Origin of the sequence: Synechococcus sp. CBW1004, assembly GCF_015840715.1 — a bacterium.
Classification (GTDB): Bacteria; Cyanobacteriota; Cyanobacteriia; order PCC-6307; family Cyanobiaceae; genus Cyanobium.
This window is the reverse complement of the sequence record NZ_CP060397.1, coordinates 3,173,569-3,188,292: the sequence shown is the minus strand read 5'-3', so window position 1 is coordinate 3,188,292 and position 14,724 is coordinate 3,173,569. Positions and strand designations below refer to the sequence as shown.

The 14,724-nt window shown below is 60.5% G+C and carries 1 protein-coding gene; it reads right to left on the bottom strand.

What is annotated here, in order from left to right; translation table 11 throughout:
- Positions 1-30 precede the first annotated feature (30 nt).
- The gene (locus H8F25_RS15075) at positions 31-13,575 is read right to left on the bottom strand and encodes a DUF4114 domain-containing protein (RefSeq protein WP_197211108.1); all 13,545 of its coding nucleotides are present in this window, start codon (positions 13,573-13,575) and stop codon (positions 31-33) included.
- Between the last annotated feature and the right edge of the window lie 1,149 nt (positions 13,576-14,724).

The following is a 14,724-nucleotide window of genomic DNA, read 5'->3' as shown; positions in this document are numbered from 1 at the left end:
GCCTGACCAGCGCAATGAGGCGTCAGCCCCTCACAACACCGCCACAATGACGCTCTCAAGCCTCACGATCAGATCGTTGTAGTCACCATCGCTGCGGCCGCCGATCACCGAGAGATCCTCGATCCCCAGCACCATTCCGTTGCTGTCACTACCAAGGCTCAGCATCTGGGGCGCACCGCCGGGATTCGCCGCCGCGAAGGAGGAGAACAGCCGATCGCGGCTGCCATCCACCAGCAGCAGCACGCCGTATTGCTGATTGGGGTCCAGCGCCAGCTCGCGATAGGTCCGCTCCTGCCCGTAGGCCGGCAGCTCACTGGCATCGAGCAGCAGGTCAGCCGCCTCGGAGCGCCGCAGCGCCGCCTCAAGGTAACCGCTGTCGCCGGGATTCAGCCCATCCACGGCACCGGTGATCGCATCGACCGCATAGAACCCGATCCCGTTGTCCTGGCCGGCCAGGCGCTGGATATCCACCTGCGGCCGCACGGGCGTCGGGGTGGGTGCGCTGGTGATGGCGTCGAGAAAGAGCTGCAGGCTGACGCCGCCCTCGAACCGGGCGTTGATCCAGTTGCCATCCACCTGCAGATCCTGCAGGGCCAGCTGCTGACCATCCCGGCTGGCGGTTGGGGTCCAGGTGCTGCCCGTGAGATTGAGGTTGCTCAAGGCCGCCTGACTGCCCACGGCTTTGCCCTCCGTGCTGCGCCAGCCACTGCTGCCCGGATCGAGCGCCGCATCGGGCGTGATCGCGCCAGCACTGCCACCAATGGCGTTCTCCAGCAGGGAGACGCTCCGGTCGCCGCTCACCAGGGCGAAACTCACCGCACCGGTGCCCTGATCCGCACGCCAGGCGGAGAGGTTCACGGTCTGATCGAAGCTCAGGCTGCCGCCGCCGGTGCTGCTGGCCGGCGAACTCCAGCGCAGGGCCGGGCCGGAGAGGAACAGCGCAGGGTCGCTGCCCTGAACCATCAGATCCAGCTTCAGCTGACTGCGCACCTGGGCGTTGTGGCGCTGGTCGGTGTCCAGCGCATAGGCCGCCAGATCGCTGTTGTAGGCGGGCGGCACCGAACTGTCTGACACGACGGCATCCAGCACGGCAAGGGTGCTGAGGCTGTCAACCAACGGGGCAGCAGCATCGGCAGTGCTGCGCTGGCCCACCTGAAAACGAAGCGTGTTGGGCGAGCCACTGCCGTTGTTGACATCAGCGCGGAAACTCAGCTGCGCCGACCTGGAGGAGGGATCCACGCTGAAGTCGAAGCCCGACAGCACCGGCACAGCGCCATCGGGGGCGGCGGCGGGGCGGAACAGCAGGTGCCGTTCCTGCTGTCCCAGATCCGGCAGCTCCTCCACCGACAAGGACACACTGCCCCGGCGGAGCGCTGCAAAGGCGGCGGCATCAATCGGGATCGTGATGTCCTTGCGAAGTTCTCCGATCTCAAACGCCAGCAGGCCGGCCACGGGGGGGTAATGGCGACCGGGCTCAGCGCTGCTGTTCTGCGATGACGAGGCATAGAGCACCGTCTGACGCTTGCGGGTGTCGCTGCGCTCGATCGCGAAGCGAACCGTGTCGGCGCCGGGGGCCTCGCGGAGGGCCAGCAGGGTGAAGCCGTTGCCGAACTCCTGAGTGTCGGCGATGGAGCTGGGAGTGGGAAGGGAGGCAAGGGGCTCGCCCGATTGAACGGACGCGCTCAGGGCCGGCGCGGTAGCGGTGGTGCTCACCTGCGAGCTGAGCCAGTCGGCGGTTTGGCCGGTGGGGGTGCGCACGTAAAGCAGGGCTGGATTCGCGCTGGCGGGCGTAGCGCTCTGCGGGGCAGCGGCATAGGCGCTCCAGAGCGTGCCGCCGTAACTGGTGTCGAAGTTGGCGTTGCGCGCAAATTCACTGCTGAGGGCGATGCTGTCGCTGGCATCGGGGGTGACGAACAACACCCGATCGGGGTTGATGGCGTTGATCGCCGCCGCATCAAACGAGAGCAGATTGGCGCCGTAATCGATCGAGCTGATCAGCTCGATGTCGCGTAGCTTGGTGCCAGCGAAATACTGGGGGGTGGCAACAGCAAGGCGGAAGTCGTAGGGCTGATTTGCCTCACCTTCCAACAGCAGGGCATCAAAGCCGGAACCGGCATCGATGCGGATGAATGCATTGTCGGTAATCGAGATCTGATCATCACCAGCTCCGCCGTAGATCACATCGGCTCCCCCGCGGCTGGCCACCTGATCGGAGCCCTGGATGCTGTAGATCACATCGGCCAGGGGAGTGCCGATCAGCACATCGTTGGCGGGTGTACCCACCTGGGAGGCCAGCTGGTTGTAGTCGCCGCCGAACAGGACATATTGATTAGCAAGACCGGCAGCTGGATTCGACGGATCGGACACCAACATGTCCATGAAACCATCGCCGTTGGTATCGATGTTGGCATCGATGGAAAAGCCAGCCAGCGACGGAGTGATCGGCGTGCCAGACGTAGCCAACCAGGTGGACGGGGCCAAATTGGAGCTCGTTTCTCCATCGGCCGCAACGCCGCCATTACCGGTGGAGTAAAAATCGAAAATGTTCAGACCAGAGCCTGGCAACAGCAGGCTGCCGATTTGCCCCCTAGGAAAATTTACGGAAAACGAATATTCTTCAACAGGACTACCTTCATCGAGGTCCTCACCCCAGACCGAGTAGCCATCGGGTGCGCCAAGAAATAACTGAGTCGCATTGGCTTGGAGCCACAACCCACCATATGGGGAGGTTAGCGCTTGTTCGTAGTGATTCCACCGGGAGGGACTGCCGGCCAGAGGTTGCTCCAAAAGTATACAGTCGTACGGCCCCTTGGGATCATTTGTGACTACAATCGTCCGCCCGAGAAATCTCGTTGCGGCAATATTAGCATACTCATCTCCCCCCGTATTCATCGTAACCGGCCCTTGATTGGTCTGGATGGTTTCGATGGAACCCGGCATAAACACGCCGGCGTTCACCGCCCCCCAATCAGCAGCACCCTCCTCGGGTTCGTAGGCATAGACACCACTCAGGTAATTGGTTGTGGTGTCAACGAAATACAGCCCGAGACGGTCACCCTCATTGACCAAAGCCGGCGCAAACGTGGATGCGTAGGCGGAAGGAAGCGTGTAAGTACTCCAGTTAGCCGAATCCGCGATCCCTTCTGCCGTGAGATGCTCAATAGCAATCGAGGAAATGGCCAGAAGACCATTCTGTGTATTCTCATAGTCCTCAGTGGTTGCGTACGTCTGCATCGCCAGATACAGGCGACCTCGGAAGAAAATAGCTCCATTGGTGGAGAAATAGATTACAAGCGGCGTAGCGCTGTCGCTACCGAATAGTGTCGAGGCAGTGATCTGTCCCAGATTGAGCACCTCCGAAGTCAACGCGTTGATGCTCTGGATCTGCAGTGGAATCTCGCCTTGGGCGAAGTAGGCACCAGGGGGACCTTGGGAAATGACATAGCCGACCCCGTCATCCGAGACGGTGGTGGCAATGTTGCCGCCGTTGAATCCGTAGCTATCAGTGGCGGTATTGGTTAGTTTAAAGGGAGATGTCTCAGAGGTTGTATCAATTGCCGGGGCTTGGAAGGACTGCACCGGCTGAATCCAGGCCTGCAGCATCGAGCCAGGTTCCAGGGGCGCACGCAGAAAACTGAGACTGAAGCTATTCGAGGTCCTGTCCACCTCGAACAGGGATCCATCCACAAGCACGGCCTGGAGATCCTGCGGTTGGCCGGAGCTACTCTGAGGGACCTCTGCCGGTGACAGGCTGAGAAACACATCATCCGTCCCGTTGCCATTCACGTCCCCGGCGGCGCGGATACTCCATACATGCCAGCCAACGCTGCCAGTAACACCAAAAGCAAACGTGGTGTCACCCACGAGGAAATCGAGATAGCCATCCGCATTGAGATCGCCGAAGCTGCCTGTGGTGTTCAAGGCTGGATCGCCGAAGCCCAGACCAAGCCCCAGAGGTCCTGCGGCCGGGGGTGTCGCTGGGTTGAACAACTGCTGGGCAGAGGCCAGTTCGCCAGCTGAGGCAACCCAGGAACTCGCCGTGTTGGAGGGCTGGGATTGCAGTTCAGAACCCTGGCCGCTGCTCTGATCGGTAGCACGAAGAACCAGCGTGGGCGCGTCATTGACTGAGGCGCTTAGCGAGGCCACAGGTGTGCTGCTGCTGCTGCCGAACCCGGGCGCCACCTGCACGGTCTGGCTGTTGGCGGTGGCGTTGTTGTTGCTGAGCAGTTGGGCGCTGGTGGCCGCACCGCTGATCACCCGTAGCCCTGTGCCCTGCGCAGCGGCGGACGGATCACTACCCGGATTGAGCAGCACGTTGCTGGCGGTGACGATCAGATCGGCATAGCCATCGTTGTTGAGATCACCAACAGGCGAGAGGCTTGATCCGGTTTGAGCCGCCGTAAGACCGGAACTCCCACCGCTCTGCTGTTGCACCGTCCAGCCGCCGCTGCCGTCGGGGAGCTGCACCGTGCTGTTCAACCAGGTGGTGCTGTCTGGATTGCTGAGGACGGGGATGGCAGTGAGCTGCAGCTGATTGGCACTGCCGCTGGCGTTACTGGTGCTGCCCAGCAGCAGGGTGCCGTTCACACTCAGGGGGGTCGTGGCCAGATCGGTGCTGATTCCTTCGGTGGCCGTCAGGGTGATGCCCTGCCACAGCAGATCGCTGCTGCTGGTATCAAGACTGCCGTCAGCACTGAACGAGACGCCATCGACAGGTGTGCCATCAGACTGAAGAAAATCAAGCCGTTGAAGCGTGACCGATCCGTCGGATGTGTATGCCAGTGCCAGACCGGTGTCGGTGGTGGTAATAGCACCTACACCCTGGCCGCTGGCATTGGATTCGTAATTGAATGAGGAAGCCAGCGTAAAGGTTGTATTGCCAGTGCTGGCATAGACATCCACCGTTTCGCTCGTCACTGCCAGGACCGGTGCCCCGTTCAGCAGGGTGGCGCTGAATCGGCCCTGGGTTTTGATCGGCGAGAAGCTGACGGTTCCATCTGTGCTCTCGAGTCGCTCCAGCAGTTGCCGCTGCTGCAGCCAGCCGCCTTGACTGCTGATGGCGACGCTATTGCCATTGCTGGGATCGCTGACCGCAAGCAGCAAGTTTGCGTTGTTGGCAGCTGCAGGAATAGCGAGAAGAGTGGCTGTGTTGGCGGTGTTGCTTATGCTATAACGGCTGGACTGGATGCGTTGATCACCAGCGCTACCGCCGGGGGAAATGGAATAAGTTTCTTGCTGATCGTTAGCGATATCGCTGGTGTTGAGCAACAGCTGCTCGCTGTCGCTGCTGAGCCCGATGCCTTTGGTGTTGCCTGTATCAAGCGTAACAACAGTCTCCCAGTCCGACGTGGAGTTGGGATTGCTGTATGCAGTGGCGATGTACGCCGTGGTGTTGGACGTTGATGCATCGCCCATGTAGGCGAGATAGGTGTCTCCATTGAAACTTGTCACCGCCAGTGGGCTGGAGGTGGTGAAGCCGCTGAAAGTGCTGGTGGCACCGAGTGTCTGGGAGTCCGACCAGCTGCTGGAGGTGAGGGGAGTGGGCGACCACGTGCGCAGGATCAGCCCACTGGCGTCGTTGGCGACGTAGTAGATGGCAAGACCCTCAACGTCGTTCTCGGTCTCGCCGATTGCGACAGCACCCAGACCGAGCTTGGCGGTCTGATCGCTGATCACGGTCTGAGTGGCCCAGGAATTGCTGGCTGCGTCGGTCAGCTGGGTGATGGTCAGCTCCTGGCCGGACCCCAGGTAGGTGAGATAAAGGCTGCCGTTCAGCACCGCCAGCGAGGGGGCGTCCTGACTGGTCATGCCGCTGGGCAGCTCCTGCCAGCTGGCCCAGCTCTGGCCGCCATCGCTGCTGGAGGTCCAGTAGAGCTGATTGTCCAAGCCCAGGCTGGCCATATAGATGGTGCCGCTGGCATCAATGGCGAGAGCCGGATTGAAACTTGATGCGCCTCCATTTTCGGTGGGATCCACGGAAGTCCAGGGCGAGGACTGCGGACTGGTGCTGAGCGAGCTGTAAAGGGATTCCTCGTCCTCGACGTTGGCCCAGGTGACCGTCAGGCCATCACCGGTCGCGAGCAGCTGAGGGGTGCGGCCGCTAAGAAAAGGGCTGCTGCCATCACTGAGCACCGTTGGGGAGCTCCAATTGGCGGAATTGCCGGATGCAGGGTTCCAGCTGGACAGCTCCACCTGATTGTCGCTGTTGAGGAACGCGAGAAATAGGCTTCCGTTGAAGAGGGCCAGTGAGGGAGTCTGAAGACTGACCAGGCCTGGAACGGCATTGCTCAGGTTGGTGTCATCACTCCAGCTGTTGCCGCCATCGCTGCTCAGGGCAAACCAGAGATCGCCGTTGCCTGTCTCGTCACACCAGACGGCATAGATCGTGCCATCCTCCGCCAGCATCGCCGGCGCCTGGGTGCTCAGGGCACCGGGGATAGCATTGGCCGGCAGCGCCGCCAGTGGCTGGCTGGAGGTATCCACAGGGGCCTGCAGTCCGAAACCGGAACCGATCGGCAGCTGGTCAGAGCTACGGCCATACAGAATGCCGGTGGTACTGCCAGCGCCGGCATTACCATCAACTGCACTGCTCAGGTTCTGTTCCAGGAACAGGGCGATGTCGGCATAACCGTCGCCATTGACATCACCCGCCCCCAGCACCTCGGTGCCGTTGGCCACCGTGAAGCTGTAGTACTCGTAGAGATAGTCCGCCAGGATCTCCTGAGTGTTAGCCCCCAACTGCAGACGCACCGTGGTGTAAAGATCTCCTGGCTGGATCGAGATGAAGTCGCCATAGCCATCGTCGTTGAAATCACCAATCGAACGCAAGGATCCCTGGGTGGTGGTGGCCAGGCCCTGCAGGCGATAGCCGGTGCTGCTGGTGAGCTTCTGCAGCTGCAGATCACTGATGGACTCGAGATAGTCCTGACCGTAGGTGACATAGGCACTGGCATCGCCGCCAGCACCGAGCAGAACGTCAGGCAAACCATCGCCATTCACATCGCCGGGGCCAAAGCTGCCAAGACCCGTGAAGGCACTCGGGCCATACCCCAGTTCACTGAGAATAGGGGCCGTGAAGCTGGACCCATCGGCCCGCTTCATCTGGCCGATCGTGCTGGTGGCGACATTGCCGGCTGCGGGGTTGTTGATCGTTGATGTGGAGCTGAATTGATCGGTGCCAAACAGCACATAGCCATTGCCAGCTCCGCCTGAGGCATTGAAAGCCTGAATCAACAGATCCTCATAGGAGTCGCCGTTCACATCGCCGAGGTTGACGAGGCCGTTGCCGAAGTTGTCCGCTGAGGCAGCCCCATACAGCGTCAGCGCGCTGGCCAGATGAGCCAGGTATTGCTGGCTGCCCAGATTGATGTCTTGAACCCAGCCCGAGCCCGAAGGGTCGCTGAACGATTGGCTGGTATCCACCAGATAGACAGCCCCGGAGCCTCCGGCCTGATCAGCTCCGATGGCCAGCATCGGGCTACCATTGTTGTTGGTCAGATCCGCAAAGGCGAGGCTGCTACCGAAGCCGGAGGGGCCCAGCACATTCCAGGGATTGGCGCCATAAAGGGTGTATCCACTGCCAGGGAGTGAGACGCCACTGAGCGGGGATGCAGAGGTCGATGACGACGCAAGCGAAGCTGCCGGCAAGACATACACCGCCCCCACAGCCGCAGCCTGATAGGCCTGATTGTTGAACAGAGTGGCATCGGCAATCTGCACGCTCTGCAGAGTTTTGAGGGTCTGCATGTAAGCCGATTCTTCTGTAGCCAGTACGCTGTTTGTCTTGATGCTCTGCCTGGCGACAGGTTGGAGATCGGGGTTGGCGCCGCCATTCAGCGACGACACAGTGCCGCTTGCATCAGGCAACTGAATCTGCACCAGGGCCCCATCGCCATAGGGAGTTGTGATCGTCTTGCCTTCCGTAGCCTGCTTCTGAACCGCCTCTGTGCCGCTATAAGCAAGACTGGCGAAGACCCCCGGAGCCGACACGGCAAGATTGCCACTGCCATCCACAGCAAGAGCTGTGCCCAGTTCGCTGCCCCAGTAGGTGGTATCAGAGCCACCAGCGGCTCCAGGCACAATGGCCATTCCGCTCGTTCCGTAGTAGGTGGGACTTAGCGAGATCAGATCTTCCTGGAAGGCGCCACCAGACAGATCGACACTGTAAATGGCGCCGCATGGCACCAGGGAGCTGAGGGAATCGCTACTGCCAGGATTCAATTGCTGAAGCACCCGTGGCGCCCCGATCCAGAGGGTGGTGGTGGTGCTGTCAAACGCCAGTGCCGTCCCGAAGCCGGCCACGCTGGTGTCATAGCCACTGCCATCCGAATTGAGGGCCTGGGGCTGGGCCTCCAAAACGAGAACATTATTGCCAAAGGCCTCAGGATTGGCGAGATTCAAGATCACCTCGCCCGTCTCCGTGGTCAGATTACTGCTAATCCACTTGCCGTTAATGATGTAAATCTTGCCGCCCCCATTCGCGGCAGGTGCCGCGATCACCAGGTCCTCAAACCCGTCAGCATCGACATCGGCAACCAACATGGTCTGGCCCATCTGCTGACTCCAGCCCGCCGTGGGATCGGCCTGGATCAACAGGCCGCCGGTGCTGCTGGGATAAAAGGCATCTCCGAGCAGCGGCAGGTTGGGGGCGTCTGGAGAGAAGTTGCTGTTCGCCAGCGCATTCAGCCAGGTGGTCGGAGCTTGTGCCGGATCACTGCTCGGCGTTCCATCTGTCGACTGACCGGTGTACTGAATCCAGATGCGACCGGCGGGGTTGCTGGCCGCATTCAAGGAGCTGGGTTGGGCGATCGCCAGCCACCCGTTGGTGTTGCCACTGGAATCCTGGAACGATCCGAACACCTGGGATGTGCCGAATGTTTCGGGTGTATTGCTGAGCGCGGTGTTGCTGGTGGATGCTGCCGTCGGCCGACTCTGGAACACTTCGCCGCTGTCGATGTACTCCAGTTGCAGCGGCGCTTGCTCCAGCACCGCCGCTGTCGCCAGTGCTTTGTTTCGGCTCTCAACTGTGGCCTGCACGGCGCTGTTGCCCAAGCCACTGGTGGCAACACTGCTGGCGAAAGCATTCACGGGTACTGCCGTGGCATTGCTGACGCTGGTGCCATCGGAAAATGTGAAGGTATAGGTGGCGTTGTAGAGATCCCGTGGTGTGATCTGATCCCTAGGGATCACAAGATTGAAGGCCGGAGCATCGCTGAGAACGGTGTAGTTCAGAGAGGTTCCCTGGGCCAGGGGTTGAAGCAGCTGCAGCGGCTGGTCTCCGATCAACACCTGATCCGCTGCCAACTGAATCGTGACAGGCGTTTGACTCGTCTCTGTCGTGTTCGTCAACGTGACGGCGACACCCGTGAGCTGCTGATTGGCGGGATTGAAGAAGCCATCAGATGTGCTCTCACCACTAGAAGTTTCCTCCCAGCTGTTAGTAGAGGTCCAGTTGCTGGTGGGCACGGCGATCACCAGATCGTTCTGCAGCGAACCGGCACTGGCACTGGGGTTGGTAGGCTGCGCGGCCAACAGCGGATTGAGTGTGGTGGCCTGCGACCAACTGCCGCTTCTGGGATCAAACACCGTGCTGTAGGTGGCCAGTTCAGCACCGTTGGGATTCACATCCCTGGCTGCCCAGTGGGACGTGAGGGCACCGGGGATGGATCCCTGGTCCGGCGTTTGCCCAGGCACCACCACCCCGGCGGCACCCCACAAGGCGAGGGCCTCGTTGGCGGTAGGTTGCGGCCACACCCCTGAAACTCCCACCGGCGGGCTGCTGGTGGTGAGGGCCTTGCCGTAAAGAGCCAATTGATCAATGGCCCCCCCGGCGTTGTTGGTCAGTAACAACGCCTGATCGCTGAGATTATTGGCGGCATAGGCCGCCCGCACAGAGCTGGTGCCCACAACCTGGTTGTCGACGACCAGCGTGGCAGTCCCGTTCAGTGTCGGCGGCTGGGTCGGCGCACCGTTCGGGCCTAGCACTGTTTCGTTGCCATACTGCGGCAGATAGGTGGCGGCGACATAGTGCCAGGCGCCATCGCGCAGATCTGTGGTGCCGGTGATCGACACACCCGGCGCCACATCAAACACCAGCTGTCCCTCTCCATTCACCGATACAGCCGGTCCATCGAGCAGGGTAAATTTCAGCTTGTAACCGCTATAGCGCTCGCTGCTGCTGGCTACGGGTGTCGTGGTGCTGTCACTGCTGCCAGGGGCAAGATCAAAGCTCACCTTGGCCTCTCCGGTGAGTTCCTGAAAGCTCCAAAGGCTGTTAAACAGGGTATCGAGATCGGCGTTATCGCTGACATCTGCAGCCAGCACCAGGCCGCCGTTGAGCACCGCCGAGGAGGTATCCACGTCGATGCCATTGAGGCTGGATGTAGGGAGATTATCGTTGCTGCTGTCCAGGAAGTTGTCGACCTGCAGCTCCATGAACGGGAGGCTCATCATCGTGGCAGCCGTACTGCCATTGATGCCGATCAACTCGCTGGCTTCGACATTGTAATTGGCGAGAAAACTGTCAACGCCCTGCAGTGTCACACCGCTGACCAGGTTGCTGATCTGCAGTGCATTGCTATAAAGGTTGCTGCCGCCATTGCCTCCCAGCGCGGTGGTGTCGGCCCCGGTGGCCACCACCGCCCATCCCCAGGCGTAGGTGTCCTTGGCATTCTGGCCGCTGGGAATCTCGGTGATGAGCCCCTGGCCCGCTGCCTGCTGATAGGTGATCCGGTCCACCACAAAGCTGGCCCCCAGCAGCCAGCCTTCCGGCAGCACGGCCGGGCCGACAGCGCCTGCCGATGGCTGACCCAGCGCCACCAGGCCGGCGCCATCGGGATTGCTGCCGGGTTGCAGCTGTGCCCAGAATTCGAGCGTGTAGGGATCGCTGGGAGGTGGCGGCGTGGCCAGCAGCGCTGAGGCGGCCACGGTCTGGCTGCGATCCACGGCATAGGTGCCCTCCTGGCCCGTGGCGGCGTCAAAGGCAGACAGCACGGCCGTGATCCGGGTGCCGGGAGCCACCCCCTGCCCTGCTACCACATCGCCCACATTCAGTTCGCCCTGGGGCAGCGCGCTCACCGTGAGCGTGGTGCCGTCGATGGATCCACTGAAACTGAGCAGCCCTGCGGCCGGCAGCGCCTGAAGGGTTTCCGGCGCCACACTCTGGCTCTGGCTGACCGTGTAGGTGCCCAGTCCAGTAGTGGAGTCGGCGTTGAGGATGGCGGTGATTGTGGTGCCCGCCTTCACGCCGGCACCGCTGAGGCCATCACCCACCTGCGGGCGGCCCGCCGTCAGGCTGGTCACGCTGAGGGTGGTGCCGTTGATGCTGCCGCTGAACACCGCCACCTGCGTGGGGATGTTGCGAGTGATCAGCAGAGTGGGGGCATTGAGTGTACCGAGACCTGTGCTCAGCACGCCGGTGCCATCGACGTTCTGCACGGCCGCTGCCGTGGATTTGGGCAACGCCCCGGGAATCGTGAAATTCAGCCCCGTGTCGGAGGCGAAGGTGGAGGTGGTGCTTGGATCCTGGACTGTGCCGATGTTGATGGTGTTGATGCCGCTCTGCAGGGCACCGAGTTCCAGGTACAGAGTGGGCTGATCATTGAGCACGCTTTGGCGGTAAGGGGTGCGGACCGTCTGACTGAAATTGATCAGCGCCGTGGTGCCGGCACTTCCATCGGCTCCCAGCACCGGCAGAGAGCCGGCGCTGATGTCGCTGATCGTCAGCCCGACCGCCGTGCTCGCATCCCAGGGAATGGTCTGGATCGAGGAGACCGCCTGGCCGCTGGCGTCGGTGAAGCTGAACAGATCGTTCCACTGGAACGAGGTTGCGTTGGGGTTGATCCAGCCGGCCTTGAGCACGCTGGGGATGGAAGCGCCAGCCCCCTCCGCGGCCGTCACATCCTGAATGGCGTCAATGCGTAGCTCATCCCACACCAGCAGGGTGCCGACGCCATCCGGGTACCAGCTGCTGGGTTGCAACCCTGCGATCTGAAACGCCCGAAGCTGGCTGATCACGGCTCCATCCGGGCTGTAGAGATCCAACAGGGATGGGTTCTCCCAGGAACCGTCGGTCTGCAGGATGCGGAAATTGATCCGTTGGTTGCCATATAGCGCCTGCATGAAGTGCTGATAGTTGCTGGATCCATCAGCGCTGGTGAAGGGGATCACGGGCTCGGAGGCTTCCACCCAAGCAACGAATGTCGTCCCGCTGTAGGTCGCACCCTGCGGCCCGGCGATGGTCACCGCCGTGGGATGGCTGGCAGCCGTGAATACCGACTCCTGATCCTGGTACACCTCTCGCAGCGAGGGTGGAGCGATCGGTAGGGCGTTCTCCGTGCTGCCGGATTGGCTCGGGCTTGCTGGCGTCTGCTTGAGGCGATTCAGCACCCAGGTGGTGACGCCTTCATCGCTGCTCAACGTGCTGTAGGTGACACGGTTCTGCACCGGCCAGCCGGCCATCTGAGGCAGCAATGGCAACTGATCACTGACTCCCGACGCCAGATAGACCCCGGAGTCGGGCGCACCGCTCTGGGCGCTGAACTCCTCCTCGGCCACCACGTTGTTGTAGGCCTGGCTCTGGGGACTGAAGGCGTAGCTGGGTGAATACGCTTCCTGCGGCGCCTGCGACTGCTGCAGCGACGTCACCACAGCCGCCGGCAGGGTGAGTGTGACGGAGTACGCCTCACCGGAAGCACCACCGGAAGTTCCGCTGCTGAAAAGCAGCGGCTGATTGAGATCCACCCTCTGGATTGTGCCGCCGCTGAGCACCACCGTGGCCGTCGGCTGGTCGGGGTTGAGCAGTGTGATTGTCGCCCCTGAATCGTCCTGAAGGGTGACAGCAACAGACTGATAGGTATAAGGCCCGTTGTCGTTGCTGGGCGGCGCGCTGGTCTGCCCGGTGACTGGGTTGTATTCCGGATAGATCACGGCGGTGCTGGCAGCCGCAGACTGACTGCTGGACTCCGCCGGCACGCTGCTCACGCCGCTGATCCGCTGGATCGCGCTGGCGGACAGCGGCGAGTTCTGCTTGGTGCTATCGACCGTAAGCAGGGGCAAATTGGCGAAGGGATTGCCAACCACATCCTTGCTAGGTGGTATCGCAATGCCGCTGGAAAACACATCCAGCACCAGGGCATAAATACCGCTTCCCGGCTGCGTTTCCGGCAGGCCGATGCAGGAGCCCCCCGCCGTGATCTGCAGGCTTGCGGCCTCGATGCTGCCGCCGGCCACCGTGAAGGAGGCTTTCGCGAAGGCCCCAATGCCACCCGTGAGTGCCAGGCCCAGGATCGGTACGTCGCTGTACGTGCCATCCACCAGGTCCTGGCCAGAGTTCACCAGGGTCAACGGCGCATCGCCTCCAGAACCGCTGTTGACAGCGCCGGTGTAGGCAACCAGGCTCAGCTGCAGAAGAGGTTCCGTACTGGCACCGAGCAGATAGGGATTGGTGGCTCCAGCCGATGAATCGGGGGCGAAGTAGCTGTTATCGGCAGACTGGGGGGCGTAACTGAGGGGGTAGGCGGCACCATCAGGGGCGCTGATGAAGGCGGATTTCTGGGTTGTTGCTGCTGCAGCCACCTCCACAGTGGATACAACCTCCGGCTCAGAAAGATTTGTCCCAGGTCCGACGCCTGATCCAAACTTGCTGGTGTAGCTTAAAAGGGGCAAGTAGATACCGAGCGGTAGAGCTACTCCGACATTGATCAGTAGACGATCTTCAAAAGTATTGGCTACATCGGAGGAAGTAGCAGAAGTATAATAGTTGAAGTTGTTTGCAAAACTTAATTGCGGACCCGCTATACCCTTGATTAGCCAACCACCCGTAATCCTGACAAACCCCGATATTCCCTCCCCTTTCGAAAATGTGTTGCTGTCTTGGACGTTCTCACGACCCACAAGGACTGGACCTATCACGGCTGTTTCAAGGCCAGCAATTGTACTGATTATATTAGCCCACAGGCCGACGTTCTTTGCGTCCAACTCGTCCTTGCCAGGAGTCTTGAAGCCGGGCAGATCGCCCGTACGTCTCCAATACTTAAATTTATCCCGATTTTTAATGGCATTAAGGGTAAGGCCACCGATGCCCACAATCGGCTTCACATATGCGGGGATTTTTCCGCTCGTAGAGAGCCATCCCAACTCTATTCCCGAAGGGTTGGAGAGACTCTGCTCCAAGGAATAGCCAAAGGCATCGTAGTTACTTAATCGAATGGTTCCATTTTCGGGATTTTTGTAAACACGTCTAAGATATAAGTCTACACCTACACCGTACTTCGTGTTAACACTAGTCAGGTCTCCGCCACTAATCTTATTCTCGTAGCTATATTCGGTTCCAATGTATCCGGATACTCCCGCTTCAGATTGCCCTAGAACTTCGATGAAACCATCGGCGTTCTTGTATCTTTTATTACTTCTAAGAGATTGATAGTCAGCGCGAACCCTGGCTATGCTGTAGGTGAAGTGTGAAGAGGTGGAGAAATTTGACTTTCCTAGACTGCCCTGTAATATGAGGCTAATTCTATTATCAGACTCATTCGCGCTAAGATCAGATGCATTTCGGATGCGCTCGCGGGAGAGTCCAAACCACGACCATCGCCGCGTATTTTCACTAGTGAGAAAGAAAGGTATAGTATTATTTGCAGTCTTGTTTTTTATGGGATTGTTAAAGAAGCCGTCGCTATTCCCGTTGCTGCTGGCTAACGGCTCCAAGCTATAAAGATTTAGTTT